Source organism: Marinobacter sp. ELB17 (genome assembly GCF_000169375.1).
Taxonomy (GTDB): Bacteria; Pseudomonadota; Gammaproteobacteria; order Pseudomonadales; family Oleiphilaceae; genus Marinobacter.
In genome coordinates, this window is the sequence record NZ_AAXY01000041.1 from 1 (window position 1) to 18,416 (window position 18,416).

Below are 18,416 nucleotides of genomic sequence, written 5' to 3' on the forward strand. Positions count from 1 at the left end.
TTTAATAAAGCGATGGTTCAGAAAGTGGGGGCAGACGATTTTATGGCGAAATTCAGCCCAGACGAATTGGCCGAGCGGGTTATGGATATTATTGATGGAAAATAAACGTGTTACTTCACAGGCTGTCAGAATCGAGAACGCATGAAAGCTGAAATTACTCCTCAGGAATACGTTGCGTTCAAAACTTTTTTACAGGATGCATCCGGCATTCTACTGGGCGACAATAAACAGTATCTGGTGAAGAGCCGGCTGCGCCGGATTCTGGAAGACAATCAGCTCGGCTCTCTTGGCGAGTTACTGGACCGCTTGAAGCGTCCGGGTCGCCATAATCTGAGCGAGGTGGTTATTGATGCCATGACCACCAACGAAACGCTGTGGTTTCGGGATAATCATCCGTTCCGTATTTTGCAGGATATTTTGCTGCCTGATTTTGCTGATCGTAAAATGACACAACCGTTACGCATCTGGTCGGCCGCCTGCTCTACCGGGCAGGAACCTTATTCCACGGCAATCGTGATCGAAGAGTATCGTCGCTTACGTCCCGGGCGCCTGCGCGACGTGAAGATCGTTGCCACCGACATTTCCAAAACGGTTCTGGATGCGGCGCGGCGCGGCGAATATGAAACCATTGCTATGGGTCGGGGCTTGTCGCCGGAGCGGCAAAAACAGTTTTTTACCGCTGCTGTTAACGGCAGCTGGCAGATTAAACCACAGATAAAAGCGATGGTGGAGTATAAGGAAATCAACTTATTAGAGCGGTATCTTCTAGGCAAGTTTGACATTGCCATGTGCCGCAATGTGCTGATTTATTTTTCCGCTGAGCGCAAGCGCGATATTCTTACCCGTATTCACGCGTCCTTGAACCCGGGCGGCTATCTTATATTGGGCGCATCGGAATCCCTTACGGGGTTAACCGACCTGTACGAGATGGTCCAGTGCAGTCCGGGTATTATCTACCGAAAAAAATAAACTATGCCAGTAAATGTCTGGGTGTTAATTGCGGCGCAGGCGATGGCTATGTGCACGGCGCCGTTTATTGTGTTTATTGGCAGTATTCAGGGCCGGGCGCTGGCCAGTAGCCCTGAATACGCGACCTTGCCGGTTGCGTTCGTGGTGGTGGGCACGGTGTTGTCCATCAAACCGGCCACCTGGCTTATGGCTCGCGTCGGGCGCAAGCCGGTTATGATGTTGGGCACGGTTATGGGCACAGTCGCGGCTGGGGTGGGTGCCTTGGCCTCTTGGCAAGGTGCTTTTGCCCTTTTGTGTCTAGCGGCGGTGCTTGGCGGCAGCGGGCTTGCAGTGGTGCATCAATACCGCTTTGCCGCTATGGAATCTGTCCCTCCAAAGCTGGCCGGCACCGCAGCAGCCCGCGTTCTGTTGGGTGGATTGGTCGCGGCCTGGGTCGGTCCGGAAATTGCCTCGATTGGAGGTGACGATCCGCTGCACCCGTTTCTGACCAGCTGGCTGGGACTGGCAGCGGTTCAGCTTGCTGCCATGATCATATTGGTGCTCGGTTACCGCAGTAGCGGCGAATTAACGCGACCGGTGCATGAAGGTGGTGGTAGGCCGATGCGTGAAATTCTTGCAAATCCGGTGATATGGGTTGCCATCAGCGCCGCTGCGGTGGGTTACGCGATCATGAGTTTCATTATGACGGCAACGCCCCTTAGCATGACTGAAATGGCAGGGCACCCGCTAGACGATGCCAAGCGAGTCATTCAGTTGCACATCATGGCCATGTATTTGCCATCGCTCATAAGCGGCTGGTTAATTCGGGTGGTGGGCATAAGGCGCATGATGCTAGTGGGGATGGTCGCCTACCTGATCTGCATTGCCCTGGCGGTCAGTGGCGTCAGCTTTCATCACTACTTGAGCGCTCTTATTCTGCTGGGTATTGGTTGGAACTTTTTGTTTGTGGGTGGCACCAGTTTGCTGCCGCAGGGCTACAGCGATTCCGAACGCTTTCGTGTGCAGGGCTTGAATGACATGATGGTTTTTGGCTTTCAGGCCGTTGCGTCCATGTCAGCCGGTTTGGCCCTAAGCTCCCTTGGCTGGGCCGGCCTATTGTTGCTTACGATCCCACTGTTACTGTTGCACTCTGGGCTTATGCTTTTTTGGTACCTGCGCCGCAATTCAGCGGTCACGTAGCCCGACGGTTAGCGATGAGGCCATGGCCGATTTCAGAAAAACAGCGATAGACGCAGGGTTTGACCTGCAAGAGCTGATCGTGGTGGATCACAGCACCATTAATTAGCATGTCTGTTCAACAGCCAAGTGGCCGGTTTTTACCCAGATAACAGTCTCCTGCTCGACAAAAGGATGATGTTGGCTTAAATGAGGGCTTCTTATCCAGGTACCTTCTGGATAACGCCCGTTCTCGTCACAAAACTCCCCTGAAAGAACATAGATTTCTTCCCCGCCAAAATGCCGGTGGGGCTGAAAACGTTCATTGGCCGGCCATTTTACCAGTGCTACATGTTCGTGCTCAAATTCGTGCAGAGGCATGACCTCCAGCCCACCGATTCCGGGAAGCCAGCGAGTTTTGTGGGTATCGATTCGCACAGAGGTGTGGTCGCGTTCATCGAACTGATGGAGTTTAACCAGCAGCGTACAGCCCGGCTCGCTAAACGGCGCGTGGCCCGTGCCCGGCGGGTTGCGCAGATAGGTACCTGCCGGGTAATCACCAGTTTCATCCGAAAACACGCCTTCAAGCACCAGTATTTCTTCACCCAGTGGGTGCTCATGGCGGCTGAACGAGGCGCCGGGCTTGTAGCGGACAATACTGGTCGCGTGACCGCGCTCCGCCTCTTCTCGAACCAATGGTTTTCTGTCCACACCACCTGAAGGGCTGGCAATCCATTCCTGGTCACCGGTGCGAACCACAACCCTGCGGGCAAAATCCATATTCAGCATTGTTGACCTCTTTGCTGGTGAAAACGGGAGCAATGATTACGCTGCCCGACTATGAACAGATGATGGGGATTTCTGGCTACTTAATCAACCGCTGCAGGTCTTTGAAAGCCGTGTCTTTGCAGTGTCGCATCCACTCAAACGCGACCATTTCAACGGTAACGATGTGCGCACCGCCGGCTCTGAGACGGTCAAGGGCGACATCCCGATCGAATTCTCTACGCGATCCTGTAGCATCTGCTACCACCCAGAGCGAATAGCCGGCATCAATCAGGCTAAGTGCCGTTTGCATCACGCACACATGGGTCTCGCAGCCGGCAATAACAATATGTGGCCGGCCTTCGGGTAGAGCCTCGACCAGGCCGTCCGAGCAGGCATCAAAGTGATGTTTGGTCAGGGTACGGTTGCAAAGCTCCTTGACCGCTTTCAGATTGGGTCCGAGTTTTTCTGGCATCTGTTCGGTGGCTAAAACCGGTATGTTCAATAGGGCTGCAATCGTTCCCAGCGTGACACATTGGCTGACCACCTTCTGCCCATTGGCAATCGCTGGCATCAGTTTTTGTTGAATATCGATTAGCAGCAGGGTTGAGTGTTCAGATTGCATCAACATTTATTATCCGCCTTTAAGTGCTGCTCATATTTTGAAACGAATCACATTGCTTGATAAACACACAAGGAACGTTTTACTGTACAGATAATTAACGGCGCAAGCTGGAAGTTTTGCAGATTTCGGTTTCAAGATGGTTGCTAAACGCTGATAAAACGATTAAAGTCTGCGCCCTCGAATCGACGATCATTTGCTGATTCGACACCGTTTTAGGAGAGGTGGCCGAGTGGCTGAAGGCGCACGCCTGGAAAGTGTGTAAACGTTAATAGCGTTTCGAGGGTTCGAATCCCTCTTTCTCCGCCAATTTGAAACCCTGATTTTCTACGAGAAAATCAGGGTTTTTTCGTTTCTGGGACAAAATTGCTGCCAAAATTGGCAACCGATGGATACCGGGCTCTGCACCGAGTAGCGTCATGCCTGCGAGGGTTTCCCGGTCTATCTCGCTAAACCTGGGGCAGGGGTGATCCGGCGGAACGATCACCACCACCAACTCCTGTTTCCAGTCACGCGCCTCGAAACCGGGTTTGGGGTTCCACCATTCCATAACCGCTATTCAACTATCTGTAACCAGCTTGTAGCTAAACTGTCTTCTCTCTGACGCCTCTTTGTCACACTGAATAACTAGCGTTGTCGAAAGGTGAAACCCGATCGCAAATCAGAGAGGCGTACATGGAAATCCGCAAATCCATTCTTGCAGCAGCCATTCTTTCAGCCACCATGGGGCTGTCAGCCTGTGCTGGTAACGTTAGCAATACGGCCAATAGTGCTAAGCCCATTACCGGTAAGCAGATTTTCCTGGCCGAAATAGGACGCTTTACCAGTATCGATAATAAATTTGATGAGAGTGCTGCAGAAATTGTTGCTTATGATCCGGATACCACCCAAGTATTTGTGGTAAACGCCCAGCAAGGCGCGGTGGATGTTCTGGACCTGAGTGATCCCGCTCATCCTGAGAAAGTGGGAACGATCTTTGCCAGTGCGCATTGGCTAGAAGCTGGGGCGATTAATAGCGTCAGCGTTTCTGACGGTCGGGTGGCCGTTGCTGTACAAAACAGCACAAAGACATCTGCTGGTCGGGTGCAAATATATGGCTCCGATGACCTGCGTTTTCTCGGGCAAGTGATCGTGGGCTCGCTTCCCGATATGTTGACGTTTACGCCCGACGGTCGGCACATACTGGTAGCCAATGAAGGCGAACCCAATCCTGATTACAGCCAGGATCCGGAAGGTTCGGTGACGATTATCGATGTCCGCAATCCGGCTCAAGCTCAGGCAGTAACGGTAGATTTCAAAGATTTTAACCGGAATGGTCCCCGGGCCGCCGAGCTGCCGGAGCAGGTGCGGATTTTTGGCAACTACGGCAGAACTGAATTGCAGGTGACCGGGTTTGAAAACAGCGAGCCCGCGACACTGACGGTTAAGGATGCCTCTGCTGTTGATGTTGGCATGTGGATGACCGTCGCCAGTAGTGAAGGTGATCCCTTGCCCTATCGAGTTGCCTCGATTGCTGGTAATACCATCACTCTGACCACCGAGTTTGACGGTGACACTGAAGCTGGTGACGAAGACACAACACTCAGAGCGTATCTACATGACGGTCAGTCGTCGGTAGCTCAGGATCTTGAGCCGGAATACATCGCGGTATCGCCAGACGGGACGGAAGCCTGGGTGACTCTGCAAGAAAACAACGCCATTGCGGTGATCGATATTCAACAGGCGAAAGTGACGCGAATAATCGCCCTGGGTACAAAAAACCATGCCATTCCCGGTAATGAGCTTGATGTCTCAGACAAGGATGATGCGGTCAATATCGCCAACTGGCCGGTTCACGGCATGTACATGCCCGATACCATCAAATCTGTGGAGATCAACGGCAAGGTCTACTACCTGACCGCCAATGAAGGCGATGCCCGTGAATACGATGGCTTCGTAGAGGAAATCCGGTTTGCGGATGCGCCTTTGGCCGATAAGAATGTGTTTCGGCAGGCGGATTTCACTAACGCAGCCGGCATTGGCCGATTACTGACGACTCTGACTGCAGACACTGATGGCGACGGCGAGCTGGACGAATCGCTGGCCTATGGCGCGCGCAGTTTTAGTATCTGGAGTCGTTCTGGGGACTTGATTGCCGACAGCGGTAACGAATTTGAAGTGATTACCGCCAACGTCCTGGGTCCCAATTTTAATAATGACAATGATGAAAACAGTGGCGATAGCCGCAGTGATGCCAAAGGGCCTGAACCCGAAGCGATTGAAGCCGCGCAGATCAACGGGCACACCTATGCGTTCATCGGGTTGGAGCGTACGGGCGGGCTGATGGTTTATGACATCAGCAACCCTGCCAGCCCAAAATACATTCAGTACCTCAATAACCGGAACTTCGATTATCCGATTGAAGACCGTATTGACGATGGCAATGCCCCTGCCTGGGCCGCCGGCGACCTTGGCCCCGAAAGTATTCTCTTTATCTCTGCTGAAGAGGCTCCGGACGGTCGACCATTGCTGCTTGTGGGCAACGAAGTGAGTGGCACAACCACCATTTATGAAATTCGTTAACGCCTGATCCTGAAGAAAGACAAGCCCGAAGTGGCGGTTTTCTCCGTCGCTCCGGGCTTTTCCCGTTTATCTTTTTCCTCGCACTTTCCGTCATAAAACTTTCATAAATACTTAATTTTATTGCAATAAGTTACCTGTAGCTTAAAAACTCAAAGCTTGATGAGGATTTCAGCTTTGAGTGGGTGCTAACTTTTGGGTGAAGAAACTTTAATGCCGGGGTTGCTCCCGGCTTTTTTACAAATTTTGACCTTTCGGTTGTCGCTCAATGCAAAGTGCGCACCGGGAAGTTATGAATCTGAACTTCTGGAGTATCCGTTGAAAGCCATCGTTGCCCCGTCTTTTTTATTGGCCCTGTTTTTTTCTGCTCAGGCCCCTGCCGAAGTAACGCTGGCACTCGGCCCGTGTGTGCAGGTCCACGTGATCAACGGCGAAGAAAAAATAGTTCTGCCGGAGAGTTCGCTGACGCTGACCAATGGCACCCAGCAGTTGGTTGTGGATTGCACGGCAATGCTGGGCCGTTCCAGCGATGAAGCATTCCCCGAGACTGGCGAGGCTTTTGTCCTGCTTTTTGAGGCGGCTGATACCAAACTGACGCTGTCCGCTCCCCACATTCAAACCCGCCAACAGATGAAAGCCTTTAATCGCCAGAGGAATTTCGGGCTGACCAGTGCCGCAGGAACGTCTCTGAATTATTACGTGGAGGTGCTGGAAAAAGAGGGATTTCAGGTGTTCCGGGATTTTCCGGGCGAGCTTGAGGTCTTCAACCGCACTTCGTCACCCGCGGCTATCCGAGCGCAACTGCCGGGGCTGGCTGATGCCGATACCGATATCGATACAGCGGAGCCCTCGCCAAAGGCTGGCGGTCAGGGCGCTCAGGATCAGGAAACGGTTCGCCAAATGCTGCGCTACTGGTATTTGGAGGCGGACAAGCAAACTCGAAAAGAGTGGAAGAACTGGATCCAATCCAGCAATTAAAAGCCCATAAAACCAATCGAAAATGGAGTAAAAAAACCATGAAGAAGCTTCTTCTGGCTATTGCTGTGTCCTCTGTAGCGGCAGGTTCTGCCAGCGCTGCAACCATTTATGAAAAAGACGGATTTACCTACAAACTGAACGGCGATTTCCAGGTTCAGATGCGTCAGGCCATTGGCAACGATGAGCGTACCGAAGTGGAGTACGATGACTTGGAACTGAAAAACTATGTAAGCTATGACGTGGGCAACAACCTTACGGCCTTTGGGCGCCTGGATTTTGGCTTCAAGGATGCTGCGGAAGATGATAAAAACGGCAGTAACCTGGAAGAAGCCTACGTAGGACTGAAGTACAACCTTGTCTCTTTCTCCTTCGGTAAGCAGAACTACGCCTCCGATGAATTTGGCATCGAAGAAGCCTACGAAATTAAAACCATTGATGACGACCGCTTCGATGATACGGGCACCGATGGCGATGACACCTTGCGTGTTGATGTTGAGCTAGACAATGTGTACATCGCGGTGTCTCACGAGATGGACGCGCGAGACGACAATGATGGCATTGATGGTGAGTACTACGATGTGTTTGTAGCGACCGACATTGCGGGTCTGAATTTGGCAGCGGCCTATCAGGTGAACAATTCAGCCGGTACTGCGGATTCACGGGACACCTATGGTGTCAGCGCATCCTACGATTTCGGTTTTATGAATCTGGCAGCGGATTACAGCGTGACCGACGACAACAACACCGACTTTGAGACCAAGCAGTACAACATTGCGGCAGTCTTCGGCGTTGCCAGCACCACCGATGTGGCTGTGGGCATGGGCAACAAGAACTCCGATGAAAATGGCTTCAAAGACATCACCGAATGGTACGCCAACGTCACCTACAAGTTCCCGCAGGCCAAGAACGTCAGTGTCTTTGCCGAGGTCGCTAATAGTGACTTGGAAAAAAATGGCAAAGAAGTGGATATGGGTATGCTGGCCGGTTTGCGCCTGAAGTTCTAAGTTTTACTGAAAGCGCATCGCCTGTTCAGGGCGAGTGCGTGACAAAGGCAATACAAAAAGCCGGGCAATTGCCCGGCTTTTCTGCGTTTATACTTTTGCATGTCTCTCGGTTTTCATCAGGTAACAGGGCCTCCGAGTGAGATGTCAGGATTTGAACCTGCGCCTCCAGATCTGAATGCAGCTCGGGTACGGAGTCTAGTCTTTGAGAATGGCATTAAATAGAGATTACGATCAGTACTTTCAAGCCTCCTTTTGACCCATTTGAAAAAGAGGTCTCACCTCCATACCGAGCGACTATCTCGCGAACGATAGCAAGCCCAAGCCCATGCCCTGGAGTTTGTTCATCGAGCCGTCGCCCTCTCTGACCCAAGTGCACCTGATCATCTTCTAATACGCCAGCCCCATCATCTGTTACGACAATCAGCGCTAAACCATCGCGCTGTTCTAAAGAGAGTTCAACGCATTCTGCAGACCATTTCCCGGCATTATCGAGTAAATTTCCCAATATTTCGTTTAGATCATGTTCTTCAATCGGCCAGCGAAATTCCTCCGTGAGCGAAGTGGACAGTTCAAATGACTTTTCGGGGTAAAGTCGGCCCAGCATCCACAAAAGATCGCGGGCTTGCTTGACGGGGAAGGCACTTTTACCAACCTGGGGGCCGGCAAACCGACTGCGCCGCATTTCTGCTTCTAGTTGCCTGTCAATGTCGCCCAGGCGCGATCCCATTTCATGCCTCAGGCTGTGATCCAGAGGTCGGCTGGTATCTTCAAGAACCTGTCTAACCGCCGCAATGGGCGTTTTAACGCTGTGAGACAGGTTCGCCAGCGCTTCCCGGGAGCGCTCAAGCCGTTGATCCAGCGAATCAAGCAGTTGATTGAGCTGTTGCACCAGTGGTTGGAACTCTTCCGGGGCCTCCGCGTCGATCCGCGATATTTCGCCACTCTGTAGTCGTTTGAGAGCGGCCTGAAGCGAGACAACGGGGCGCATTGACAGGTTAATACCAAACCAGATAATTCCCGCAAGCAAAATGATCAGCAAGATCGACATGATCGCCGTCCACGCATGCAGTTCTGCCTGGCTGTTTTTCAGCGCTCCCATGTCTTCCGAAACGATAACCTTTATAGGAACGCCGCTTACAAGAAATGATTTCCGATAGGCCAGAATGTCGGATGGCGCGTTGGCGATCGTCGCATCCTTTACTCTGATACTTTCGTTGCCATCAGATTGCAGCAAAGGCAATAATAGCGGTTTCCAGGATAGCGGAGATATAACCGTTTGATCTGGGGATTGGATGGCAAAGGCATGATGAAATACCTCCTCAAAATAATCACCGGTTTGAAGCCTGGCGATTTGCCCGTCGGCTTGACGAATGTAGAGCTCAAGAAAGGCCACTTCGTCTTTCAGTCGGCTTTCAAGAAACTCTCGCGACATCCTTTCCAGGAGTAAACCGTGTATCAGCCATGCGATGGCCATCAAACCAATGCCGGCCGGCAAAAGCAGGGTAAGTAGGGTGCCTTTTATGGATACCCGTTTTCTAAAAAGCGTCATTGAACAAATACCCCTGACCGCGCCGCGTTTCAATAGTCTCCGGCCCGACCAGCTTTCTCAGGCGCCGGATATAGGCTTCGATGACGTTTTCATTGGGACTTTCGGTAAGATTGTAGAGCTGCTCCATAAGTTGTTCTTTGGAAAAAATGTGCCCGGGGCGGCTCATCAAACACCTGAGCAGTCGAAATTCGGTACCGGTTAAACTGTGTTCCGGGCCGTTGTCGATTTTCAGGCACTGCCGGTTCTCGTCGAGTTCAAAGTGACCTGCTTTCACTGAGGAGAGAACCCGCCCTTCGCTGCGGCGCACGATGGCGTTCAGCCTGGCAATCAGTTCTTCAGCCTGAAAGGGTTTGCCGAGATAATCGTCGGCGCCGGCTTTCAGGCCGCTGACTTTGTCTTGCCAGTCGCCTCGCGCCGTTAGAATCAATACCGCAAAGTTTGCGTTGTCCTGCCGCCATTTCCGTAACACGTCTAAACCATTCCCGTCGGGCAGTCCGAGATCCAACACCGCTGCCCGGTAGTCTTCCTGCACGCCCAAAAGCATCGCTTCTTTGGCCGTGCCGGTGACATCGACACTGAAGCCGGCCTTCTCAAGTTGGCTGGCGAGCCCTTCGGCCAACAAACGGTCATCCTCTACAAGCAGTAATCTCATCTGTCGTTCCTTTCCTCAGGCTAAACCGGCTAATGCAGTGTCCGCTATTAACCTGAATTCAGCCTGAACTAAAAATATTTCAGCATTTTCAGAAAGAATTCAGGTTGATGAGCGATGGTATCAAGCGTTTTAGCCGAATGCTCACGTTGCCGGATAAACCCAGTGGGTTTTGAACGCACGCCATGACACATCACAGGAGAAAGTTTGATGAGCGTATCAAAGTTCGTAGTCGCAGCATTAGCCATGTCAGTTTCAGCAGTAGCTCTTGGGGCTGGCGCTCATGGAGACGGGCACGGGCACGGTCAAGGTGCAAAGAGCGGTGAACCGGGTAAAGCCTCGGACGCCGGGCGCAGTATTACTGTGCAGATGTACGACAACTACTACGAGCCTGAATCTATCGAGGTCAAACCAGGGGAGACGGTGCGCTTTGTGGTTGAAAACAAAGGCAGCCTGGTGCACGAATTCAATATTGGTACCCCGGCCATGCACGAATCTCATCAGAAGGAAATGACGATGATGGTAGAGCACGGCGTTATTCAGGGCGGCAAGCTGAATCGCGACATGATGGAAATGGACATGGGAAATGGCATGTCCATGAAGCACGACGATCCCAACAGCGTGTTGTTAGCGGCCGGCGAGAGCCAAGAGGTTGTTTGGAAGTTCTCGGAGAAGGGCAATATTGAATTCGCCTGCAACGTTCCGGGGCACTACCAGGCGGGTATGTATGGCGACGTGAATTTTAACTCCGGCGACTCTCGCGTTCGCTCACTCGCCGACGCATCGAAATCTTTGAATACTGCAAAATAACTCTGGAGTCGTTGACCATGAAAACAACCCTTCTCGCAGGCGCTTTAGGCTTGCTTCTACCGGTTATTGGCCTGGCGGGTGAATACAACCTGACGGTCGACCGGGTTCAGATCGACACCGGCGACTTTGTCAAAGAGGGCATCGGCTACAATGGCGCGTCTCCCGGACCGGTTCTGCGCTTTAAGGAAGGCGAAGAGGTCTCGATCAATGTGACCAACAACCTGAACGAAATGACGTCCATTCACTGGCATGGCATGATCCTGCCATTTACTCAGGACGGCGTGCCCGGTATCAGCTTTGCGGGTATCAAGCCTGGGGAAACCTTCACATACGAATTTCCCATCACCCAGTCAGGCACTTACTGGTTTCACAGCCACTCCGGCTTCCAGGAGCCGGATGGTGCCTACGGTGCCATTGTGATTGACCCCGAAGGCCGCGAGCCGTTTCGTTACGATCGCGATTACGTGGTCCAGCTGACCGACAAGCACCCGCATTCTGGCGATCGCATCATGCGCAACCTCAAAATAATGCCGGATTACTACAACCGTGAGCAGCAAACCGTCGGAGATTTCTTTTCGGAAGCGTCTGAAAACGGTTTGATGGCCACCATCAAGGATCGGATGGCCTGGGGCGACATGCGCATGATGAAAGCCGATGTTGAAGACTTGCAGGGTTTTACCGGCCTGATCAACGGCAAGGGTCCCGACCAGAACTGGACCGGCATTTTCGAGCCCGGCGAGCGGATTCGGCTGCGTTTTATTAACTCGTCTGCCATGACCTATTTTGATATCCGCATCCCGGGCCTCGAAATGACCGTTGTCCAAGCGGATGGCAACAATGTTCAGCCGGTGACTGTGGATGAGTTCCGCATTGGTGTGGCGGAAACCTACGACGTGATTGTGCGGCCCAAAGAGAAACAGGCTTATACAATTTTTGCTGAATCCATGGGGCGTTCAGGATATGCGAGGGGAACGCTGGCCCCTGAGGCAGGAATGGTCGCGGCTGTGCCAGAGCTGCGCGAAGCGGCTCGATTGACCATGGCCGACATGGGCGGCATGGAAGGTATGGATCATTCGAGCATGGCCGGCATGGAAGGCATGAAGGGCATGGATCATTCCAAGATGGCCGGTATGGATCAGTCTGACATGAAAGGAATGGAGGGCATGGATCATTCCAAAATGGCCGGTATGGATCAGTCTGACATGAATGGCATGGAAGGCATGGATCATTCTGCGATGGGCCAAGGTGCAATGGCTTCCGCGGGTGGCGCAAGCGATCCCTTTTATGCGGCGGGCAGTGGCCTGGTTCCAACGGCGGCCAATGGCGGCAAGTTTCTGTCTTATTCCGATCTGAGAGCGCAAAAACCGCTCTACGACGAACGCGAACCAACCCGGGAAATCGAACTGAAACTGACGGGCAACATGGAGCGCTACACCTGGAGCATCAACGGCGTCAAATATGAAGACGCGGATCCGATCCGCCTTCAGTATGGCGAGCGGGTGCGATTCAAGTTTGTAAATACAACCATGATGACTCATCCCATGCACCTGCACGGCATGTGGTCCATGCTTGACGTTGGCGCAGGTCAGTTGAACCCGGTCAAGCACACCATCAGCGTTCAGCCCGGCACCACGGTTTACATTGAGACAGAGGTTGATGAACCCGGCCAATGGGCTTTCCATTGCCATCTGTCTTATCACGCCGCAGCGGGTATGTTCCGCAAAGTGATTGTTGAGGGTGGGCCGGAGTCCACGCAGGCGGTATCCGATGACCAGCCGGGCGATGTTGGAGGTGACGTATGAAACTATGGACGCCTTTAGTAGTAAGTACAGTTTTGGGTCTGAGTGTTATACCCACTCTGGCGTTTGCTCAAGAGCGGGTGCGTGACACCACTGAACGGAAGGCGCCATTAAAAGTGTGGGGCGCGCAATTTGAAGAATTTGAATACCGCTACAGCGACGACGACGAAGAACTTGGGGTATGGAGCGGCGATTTTTTCTACGGCACGGACGAGCTGAAAGTCCGTTGGCTAACAAAAGGCGAGTACGCCATTGAAGAGCAGGCCTACGAAAAGCTGGAAAACCAGCTGGTCGGCCAAGTGCCTATCTCTGATTTCTTCGACGCCAAAGCCGGGGTCAGGTTTGACACGCCCGAAGGCCCTGATCGCACATACGCCGTTCTGGGTGTCGCGGGCCTTGCGCCACAGTGGTTCGAAATTGATGCGAATCTTTACGTGAGCAAGGACGGCGACACGTCCGCCGCTCTGGATGCAGAGTATGAACTGCTCTTCACCAACTACTGGATACTGACGGCCACTCTGGATGCGACTGTGGCGTTCAGTGAAGATAAAGAGATTGGGGTTGGAACGGGCCTGGTATCGACGGAAACCGGGTTGCGGTTGAGCTATGACCTTATTGACCGCGCTTTCTCGCCTTACGTGGGTGTTGTTCACGAACGCAAGTACGGCAACACGGCCGACTTCGCCAGAGCCGATGGCGGCGGCACAGAGAGCTGGTTTGCGGTAGTTGGAGCACGGCTTACCTTCTGAAACTCCGGACGGGCCCTGGACATTCGTTCCCGGCCCTTTTTTTCTGCACAATTTGATGTAACTCAAGCTTTAGTCTAATAGATCGTTTACCCCTGTCATTTTCAGCTGGAGTTCAGCCTGGCGTGTTGTGATAGAGGCTGAGAACACAGGCTGACAGGTGAACGATCATGACGAAAGCTCATAAAGTAACAAATCAGGCTCAATTTCTGCTCCGACGCAAACTCGCAGTCCAAGGCCTTACTGAGATTCAGTGGGAGGACTTCATTGAGGAGCTGAATCATCATCCATGCGTCGATTTTGCCGAGCGCAAATCGGAAAATCAGTTGATTGTCACTTTTGATGCCACCCATTGGTCGACCGATGCTCTGATTGAACTGGTTGGATCGCACGGCGGCCATTTGAAGGGCGGTTGGTGGGAGCGCAGGAAACTAGCAGGGTACCGATTCGGCGATGAAAACCTCCGAGCCAACGCCAACCTTGATCCCTTCTGCTGTTCAAAAATACCACCGATGAAAAAATAAAAGAAGGTTGAATGACCAAGGACCAAGATAGAACCTCGCGCTATGATGAAGGCAGCCTAACGCTGCCAGGAACGGTCATGCTAGGCACCGGCGTCATGATTGGCGCCGGCATATTCGCGCTTACCGGACAAATGGCGCAAATGGCCGGTGCACTTTTTCCGCTGGCTTTTCTGGCGGCCGCTATCGTCATTTCCTTCAGTTCCTATTCCTATATCAAAATCTCCAACGCTTACCCGTCAGCGGGTGGCATTGGCATGTATCTGCACAAGGCCTACGGCGATCGCTTATCGACGGGGTTCAATGCCTTGCTGATGTATTTCTCGATGGTGATCGCCCAGAGCTTCCTGGCTCGCACGTTTGGGTCATACACCATGCAACTGTTCGGTGGTGATGAGGGCGGGCGCATGGTGCCGATACTGGGCGTGTCGCTTATTTTGACGGCCTTCGTGATCAACCTGCTGGGCAATCGCTGGATTCAGGGCGTTGTCTCGTTCATCGGGATCCTCAAAATTACTGGCATTCTTGTCTTCGGGCTGGTGGGCGTATGGTTGGCAGACAGCCTTGCGGTCGATTTTCCCAGCAGTGGCGAAACCGGTGTTGTCGGCAACTTTGTGGGCGCAACGGCACTGGGCATTCTGGCCTTCAAGGGCTTTACCACCATTACCAACAGCGGCGCCGAGGTGAAAGACCCGAAGCGTAACGTTGGTCGCGCCATTGTGATCTCCATTGCCGCCTGCGTGGTGATTTACACCCTGGTGGGCTTTGCCGTTGCAAGCAATCTGTCCCTCGCCGAAATCATCGAGACCCGGGATTACTCCCTGGCTGCCGCAGCACGTCCGGCACTGGGTGATTATGGTCTGTGGTTCACCGTGGCGATTGCCATGATGGCGACCGCTGGAGGCATTCTGGCCAGTATTTTTGCGGTTTCCCGCATGCTGGCCATGTTGACTGAGATGAAACTGGTACCCCATAGCCACTTTGGTATGCCGGGCAGCATCCAGAAACACACGCTTGTTTATACCGTGGTGCTGGGCCTGGTTCTGACCGCTTTTTTTGATCTCTCAAGGATTGCGGCCCTCGGTATAATCTTTTATCTAATTATGGACATCTCGATTCACTGGGGTGTGCTGCGCTACCTGTATCAGGATGTGAAGGCCAAGAGGTGGGTGCCCGCCGTGGCGATCGTTCTGGATCTGGTGGTTCTGGGCGGCTTTGTTTGGGTTAAATTGAACTCTGACCCCTTTGTGATCGGTGTGGCGGTGGTCACGATGATTGTTATTGCGGTTGCCGAACAGATATTCCTGAAGTCTTCCGCCAGACGTAAGGCGATGAACAGTGATGAGGCTAATGCACACCATCACTGATATTCACAGTGTAAATCGGAGGATAATCCCATGATGGACGGCGATATGTTTGGAAACACCATGTGGGCTGGACATTGGCTATGGATGCTGGTCATTGCCATTGTCGTTGTTATACCAGCCTGGCGAATCTGTCAGCGTATCGGTTACTCGGGCTGGATGGGAATTTTGATTCTTATTCCCATGGTGAACCCGGCTGTCTTGTACTTGATTGCGTTTTCGGACTGGCCAGCGGACAAAGTTGGAGCACCCCACTGAAACTCACCGAACCTGTGGCGAGCGCTATGCAACGCTTGATTTCAACGGTATCTGCCGTGAAGTGTTCGATTTTCACGATCAAATAATCGATCTCTGCCAAACACTGGTCGGGAAAGCAGAAATTCCGGAGGTCAAAGAGCTAATGGAGTCACTGTTGACGATGGAAAACAACGAGTCGAAGGGTCTGACTAGTCAGGTCGGCCGGATGGGCGATTTATGAATGAGTCCTTCAACCACGCTGGAGCCTGGGGCATTACACTGATCGTTATCGTTTTGGTGTCTTGGTTTTTTTATCGATATTTTGCGCCGAAGAACTGGCGAGAGTGGGCCGGTGCCGGTGTGGTGCAGGCCTTTATCATCGCGCTTTATGCCGAAATGTACGGTTTTCCGCTCACTATCTATCTGCTAGTGCGCTTTTTCGGTCTCGACAGCGAGTATGTTAGCGCCAGTCTATGGTCGACCCTGGTTGGGCTTGGCGAAACCGGCATGCTTGTCTCAATGTTGCTTGGCTACGGGATCGCATTTACCGGAATAGGGCTCTTTATTCAGGGGTGGCGCCAGGTTCACAAGGCGCGAGAGGAAAATCGTCTGGTGACAGACGGGTTGTATGCGTATGTGCGGCATCCCCAGTACACAGGGCTATTCATTGCTTTGTTTGGCGAAGGCGTGGTGCATTGGCCAACGCTCTTTTCAATAGGCCTTTTTCCGGTGATCGTGCTGGTCTACACCTGGCTGGCTCGACGTGAGGAGCAGCAAGTACTGAAGCAGTTCGGAGACGCTTATCGCAACTATAGGCGGCAAGTACCGATGTTTATCCCTCGTTGGGGCAGCTGGCGCCAACTCGCGGCGGCTTCGCGAGCCAGCAATGATGACAACACGGTATGAGTCCCTACTTGATCTAGATACAAGATCTTAAATCGGGTCTTCTGGATTGAAGAGGATAACCAAAAAAGGATGGCCGAATTATGTCCTCAAAAAATAGTACAACCAGTTCCCACCATTAATGTCTACGATTTGAAAGGGCGGAAATACCATGATGAACGAAAGCATGTTTGGTAACACCATGTGGGCCGGGCACTGGCTGTGGATGCTGGTGATCGCGATTGTAGTCGTCATACCGGTCTGGCGAATATGCCAGCGTGCGGGATATCCGGGCTGGTTGGGGTTCTTGATGCTGATTCCGATGGTCAATCTGGCGTTGTTGTATTTTATCGCTTTTGCTGATTGGCCTGCGGACAAAACAGGAGCACAGAATGAGTGAGCACCAGTACGATCATCATGGACCTGAAAACCACGACGAGCATTCCGTAAAAGACCCTGTCTGCGGGATGTTGGTAGACCCCCATACCGCAGAGCATCGCAGCGAGCATGCCGGCAAAACCTGGTATTTCTGTTCGTCTGGATGCCAGTCGAAGTTTGAAGGCGACCCGGACAAGTACCTTGGTGATAAGAGTGAAAAGGCAGAGCCGGCAGCGCCCGGTGCCCTGTACACCTGCCCGATGCATCCAGAGATTCGACAGCAAGGCCCGGGTGACTGCCCGATCTGCGGTATGGGCCTGGAGCCAGAAGACGTAAGCCTTGATGACGGACCCTCCGAAGAACTCACGGACATGACTCGTCGGTTCTGGATCGGTCTGGCCCTCGCGCTTCCTGTGTTTTTGCTTGAAATGGGCGGTCACTTTTTCGGGATTGACCAGATTGTGTCGCCACAAGTCTCCAACTGGATTCAGTTGGTTCTGGCCACGCCAGTGGTCGTCTGGTGCGGCGCGCCCTTCTTTGTCCGCGGCTGGAAATCGATCCTCAGCCGCAATCTAAATATGTTCACGCTTATTGCCATTGGCACGGGCGTCTCTCTGATCTACAGCTTGGTAGCGACCCTGGCGCCGCAGCTATTTCCTGCCGCCTTCCAGCAGGCAGATGGTTCGGTCGCCGTATATTTCGAGGCAGCCGCCGTTATTGTGGTGCTGGTTTTGTTGGGCCAGGTGCTTGAGCTTCGGGCCCGGGAAAAAACATCGGGCGCTATCAAAGCCCTACTTGACCTTGCGCCCGCCAGCGCAAGAAAACTCGAAGATGACGACAGCGAGTCCGACGTTTCGCTCGATCAGGTAAAGGTGGGTGATCGTTTACGGGTTCGCCCCGGCGACAAGGTGCCACTGGATGGCGAAGTCCTTGAAGGTAGCTCGAATGTGGATGAATCCATGGTGACCGGAGAGCCTTTGGCGGTCAGCAAAAAGACGGGCGACCAGGTGGTTGGCGGTAGCATCAATCAACAGGGCAGCTTCATCATGCGCGCCGACAAAGTGGGGCGCGATACCATGCTGTCTCAGATTGTCCAGATGGTGGCCAGTGCGCAACGCAGTCGTGCGCCCATTCAGGGCCTGGCAGACAAAGTGGCTGGATGGTTTGTGCCGGCGGTTATTCTCATCGCGGTCATTGCGTTTATTGTCTGGTCGGTCTTCGGGCCGACGCCGCCCATGGCTTTTGGTCTCATCGCGGCGGTGAGCGTTCTGATTATTGCCTGTCCCTGCGCTTTGGGTCTGGCAACCCCCATGTCCATCATGGTCGGTGTCGGGCGAGGCGCCCAGAGCGGTGTTCTGATCCGGGATGCAGAAGCGTTGGAGCGCATGGAGAAAGTCGACACCGTAGTGGTGGATAAAACCGGCACCCT

The 18,416-nt window shown here is 53.0% G+C and carries 20 protein-coding genes, 1 tRNA gene and 1 pseudogene; 17 read left to right on the forward strand and 5 right to left on the reverse strand.

The features are described from left to right. The 3 genes and pseudogenes from MELB17_RS24805 to MELB17_RS21535 all read left to right on the forward strand — a co-directional run. Positions 1 to 105, forward strand: a pseudogene (locus tag MELB17_RS24805) (chemotaxis protein CheV); the annotation flags it as partial. A 36-nt stretch (positions 106 to 141) separates the two neighbouring features. Continuing rightward, entirely contained in the window at positions 142 to 969 is an 828-nt protein-coding gene (locus tag MELB17_RS21530; protein ID WP_007352476.1) for a CheR family methyltransferase, read from the forward strand. 3 nt (positions 970 to 972) lie between these two features. Continuing rightward, a complete protein-coding gene (locus MELB17_RS21535) occupies positions 973 to 2,148 on the forward strand; it encodes an MFS transporter (protein WP_007352477.1) in 1,176 nt (391 codons plus the stop codon). 102 nt (positions 2,149 to 2,250) lie between these two features. Here MELB17_RS21535 and MELB17_RS21540 read toward each other — a convergent pair whose 3' ends face one another. Both MELB17_RS21540 and MELB17_RS21545 read right to left on the reverse strand, forming a co-directional pair. After that, positions 2,251 to 2,913 (reverse strand): cupin domain-containing protein, encoded by a 663-nt coding sequence (locus MELB17_RS21540; RefSeq protein WP_007352479.1) that lies wholly within the window; start codon positions 2,911 to 2,913, stop codon positions 2,251 to 2,253. A 76-nt stretch (positions 2,914 to 2,989) separates the two neighbouring features. After that, positions 2,990 to 3,520 carry an isochorismatase family protein gene (locus MELB17_RS21545; RefSeq protein ID WP_007352480.1) on the reverse strand — a complete coding sequence of 177 codons (531 nt, stop codon included), beginning with the start codon at positions 3,518 to 3,520 and terminating at the stop codon, positions 2,990 to 2,992. 209 nt (positions 3,521 to 3,729) lie between these two features. Here MELB17_RS21545 and MELB17_RS21550 point away from each other — a divergent pair. Further along, positions 3,730 to 3,820: transfer RNA gene (locus tag MELB17_RS21550), tRNA-Ser, on the forward strand. On the opposite strand, the gene MELB17_RS25235 is transcribed toward MELB17_RS21550, so the two are convergent. Then, complete coding sequence (locus MELB17_RS25235; RefSeq protein WP_007352481.1) at positions 3,780 to 4,061, reverse strand: hypothetical protein; 282 nt, start codon at positions 4,059 to 4,061, stop codon at positions 3,780 to 3,782. The two genes, MELB17_RS21550 and MELB17_RS25235, sit on opposite strands and share 41 nt — an antisense overlap. A gap of 125 nt (positions 4,062 to 4,186) precedes the next feature. On the opposite strand from MELB17_RS25235, the gene MELB17_RS21555 reads away from it, so the two are divergent. From MELB17_RS21555 to MELB17_RS21565, 3 genes are all read left to right on the forward strand, one after another. Next, positions 4,187 to 6,073, forward strand: a complete 1,887-nt coding sequence (locus tag MELB17_RS21555; RefSeq protein ID WP_007352482.1) for a choice-of-anchor I family protein — start codon at positions 4,187 to 4,189, stop codon at positions 6,071 to 6,073. 210 nt (positions 6,074 to 6,283) lie between these two features. Then, the gene (locus MELB17_RS21560) at positions 6,284 to 7,048 is read left to right on the forward strand and encodes a DUF2057 domain-containing protein (protein ID WP_007352483.1); all 765 of its coding nucleotides are present in this window, start codon (positions 6,284 to 6,286) and stop codon (positions 7,046 to 7,048) included. A gap of 38 nt (positions 7,049 to 7,086) precedes the next feature. Beyond that, positions 7,087 to 8,052, forward strand: coding sequence for a porin (locus tag MELB17_RS21565; protein ID WP_036185967.1), 966 nt, complete (start codon positions 7,087 to 7,089; stop codon positions 8,050 to 8,052). Between the two features lie 214 nt (positions 8,053 to 8,266). Here the strand turns inward: MELB17_RS21565 and MELB17_RS21570 are convergent, their stop codons facing one another. Continuing rightward, entirely contained in the window at positions 8,267 to 9,601 is a 1,335-nt protein-coding gene (locus tag MELB17_RS21570) for a sensor histidine kinase (protein ID WP_007352485.1), read from the reverse strand. Continuing rightward, positions 9,588 to 10,253, reverse strand: a complete 666-nt coding sequence (locus MELB17_RS21575; protein WP_007352486.1) for a response regulator transcription factor — start codon at positions 10,251 to 10,253, stop codon at positions 9,588 to 9,590. The genes MELB17_RS21570 and MELB17_RS21575 overlap by 14 nt, the downstream gene beginning before the upstream one ends. Positions 10,254 to 10,460: 207 nt before the next feature. Between MELB17_RS21575 and MELB17_RS21580 the strand changes: the two genes are divergently transcribed. From MELB17_RS21580 to MELB17_RS21625, 10 genes are all read left to right on the forward strand, one after another. Further along, positions 10,461 to 11,060: a plastocyanin/azurin family copper-binding protein gene (locus MELB17_RS21580; RefSeq protein ID WP_007352487.1), complete on the forward strand. Its 600-nt coding sequence runs from the start codon at positions 10,461 to 10,463 to the stop codon at positions 11,058 to 11,060. A 17-nt stretch (positions 11,061 to 11,077) separates the two neighbouring features. Then, positions 11,078 to 12,862, forward strand: coding sequence for a copper resistance system multicopper oxidase (locus MELB17_RS21585; RefSeq protein WP_007352488.1), 1,785 nt, complete (start codon positions 11,078 to 11,080; stop codon positions 12,860 to 12,862). Then, on the forward strand, positions 12,859 to 13,608 hold the full coding sequence (locus MELB17_RS21590; RefSeq protein WP_007351346.1) for a copper resistance protein B: 750 nt from the start codon (positions 12,859 to 12,861) through the stop codon (positions 13,606 to 13,608). The genes MELB17_RS21585 and MELB17_RS21590 overlap by 4 nt, the downstream gene beginning before the upstream one ends. Before the next feature lie 167 nt (positions 13,609 to 13,775). Continuing rightward, positions 13,776 to 14,129 (forward strand): hypothetical protein, encoded by a 354-nt coding sequence (locus tag MELB17_RS21595; protein ID WP_007352489.1) that lies wholly within the window; start codon positions 13,776 to 13,778, stop codon positions 14,127 to 14,129. An 11-nt stretch (positions 14,130 to 14,140) separates the two neighbouring features. After that, the gene (locus MELB17_RS21600; RefSeq protein WP_007352490.1) at positions 14,141 to 15,493 is read left to right on the forward strand and encodes an APC family permease; all 1,353 of its coding nucleotides are present in this window, start codon (positions 14,141 to 14,143) and stop codon (positions 15,491 to 15,493) included. 30 nt (positions 15,494 to 15,523) lie between these two features. Then, complete coding sequence (locus MELB17_RS21605; protein WP_007352491.1) at positions 15,524 to 15,748, forward strand: hypothetical protein; 225 nt, start codon at positions 15,524 to 15,526, stop codon at positions 15,746 to 15,748. Beyond that, positions 15,732 to 15,968, forward strand: a complete 237-nt coding sequence (locus tag MELB17_RS21610; protein ID WP_007352492.1) for a hypothetical protein — start codon at positions 15,732 to 15,734, stop codon at positions 15,966 to 15,968. The genes MELB17_RS21605 and MELB17_RS21610 overlap by 17 nt, the downstream gene beginning before the upstream one ends. Next, a complete protein-coding gene (locus MELB17_RS21615) occupies positions 15,965 to 16,633 on the forward strand; it encodes a methyltransferase family protein (protein WP_007352493.1) in 669 nt (222 codons plus the stop codon). Before MELB17_RS21610 ends, MELB17_RS21615 begins: the two co-directional genes overlap by 4 nt. 148 nt (positions 16,634 to 16,781) lie before the next feature. Beyond that, positions 16,782 to 17,009 carry a hypothetical protein gene (locus tag MELB17_RS21620; protein ID WP_007352494.1) on the forward strand — a complete coding sequence of 76 codons (228 nt, stop codon included), beginning with the start codon at positions 16,782 to 16,784 and terminating at the stop codon, positions 17,007 to 17,009. Continuing rightward, a partial coding sequence (locus MELB17_RS21625; protein WP_007352495.1) for an HAD-IC family P-type ATPase occupies positions 17,002 to 18,416 on the forward strand: 1,415 nt, incomplete at its 3' end. The genes MELB17_RS21620 and MELB17_RS21625, both read left to right, overlap by 8 nt.

Excerpts from the sequence above, each read along its gene's own strand:
- MELB17_RS21530 (WP_007352476.1), top strand. The coding sequence starts at position 142 with ATGAAAGCTGAAATTACTCCTCAGGAATACGTTGCGTTCAAAACTTTT.
- MELB17_RS21535 (WP_007352477.1), top strand. The coding sequence starts at position 973 with ATGCCAGTAAATGTCTGGGTGTTAATTGCGGCGCAGGCGATGGCTATG.
- MELB17_RS21540 (WP_007352479.1), bottom strand. The coding sequence starts at position 2,913 with ATGCTGAATATGGATTTTGCCCGCAGGGTTGTGGTTCGCACCGGTGAC.
- MELB17_RS21545 (WP_007352480.1), bottom strand. The coding sequence starts at position 3,520 with ATGTTGATGCAATCTGAACACTCAACCCTGCTGCTAATCGATATTCAA.
- MELB17_RS25235 (WP_007352481.1), bottom strand. The coding sequence starts at position 4,061 with ATGGAATGGTGGAACCCCAAACCCGGTTTCGAGGCGCGTGACTGGAAA.
- MELB17_RS21555 (WP_007352482.1), top strand. The coding sequence starts at position 4,187 with ATGGAAATCCGCAAATCCATTCTTGCAGCAGCCATTCTTTCAGCCACC.
- MELB17_RS21560 (WP_007352483.1), top strand. The coding sequence starts at position 6,284 with ATGCCGGGGTTGCTCCCGGCTTTTTTACAAATTTTGACCTTTCGGTTG.
- MELB17_RS21565 (WP_036185967.1), top strand. The coding sequence starts at position 7,087 with ATGAAGAAGCTTCTTCTGGCTATTGCTGTGTCCTCTGTAGCGGCAGGT.
- MELB17_RS21570 (WP_007352485.1), bottom strand. The coding sequence starts at position 9,601 with ATGACGCTTTTTAGAAAACGGGTATCCATAAAAGGCACCCTACTTACC.
- MELB17_RS21575 (WP_007352486.1), bottom strand. The coding sequence starts at position 10,253 with ATGAGATTACTGCTTGTAGAGGATGACCGTTTGTTGGCCGAAGGGCTC.
- MELB17_RS21580 (WP_007352487.1), top strand. The coding sequence starts at position 10,461 with ATGAGCGTATCAAAGTTCGTAGTCGCAGCATTAGCCATGTCAGTTTCA.
- MELB17_RS21585 (WP_007352488.1), top strand. The coding sequence starts at position 11,078 with ATGAAAACAACCCTTCTCGCAGGCGCTTTAGGCTTGCTTCTACCGGTT.
- MELB17_RS21590 (WP_007351346.1), top strand. The coding sequence starts at position 12,859 with ATGAAACTATGGACGCCTTTAGTAGTAAGTACAGTTTTGGGTCTGAGT.
- MELB17_RS21595 (WP_007352489.1), top strand. The coding sequence starts at position 13,776 with ATGACGAAAGCTCATAAAGTAACAAATCAGGCTCAATTTCTGCTCCGA.
- MELB17_RS21600 (WP_007352490.1), top strand. The coding sequence starts at position 14,141 with ATGACCAAGGACCAAGATAGAACCTCGCGCTATGATGAAGGCAGCCTA.
- MELB17_RS21605 (WP_007352491.1), top strand. The coding sequence starts at position 15,524 with ATGATGGACGGCGATATGTTTGGAAACACCATGTGGGCTGGACATTGG.
- MELB17_RS21615 (WP_007352493.1), top strand. The coding sequence starts at position 15,965 with ATGAATGAGTCCTTCAACCACGCTGGAGCCTGGGGCATTACACTGATC.
- MELB17_RS21620 (WP_007352494.1), top strand. The coding sequence starts at position 16,782 with ATGATGAACGAAAGCATGTTTGGTAACACCATGTGGGCCGGGCACTGG.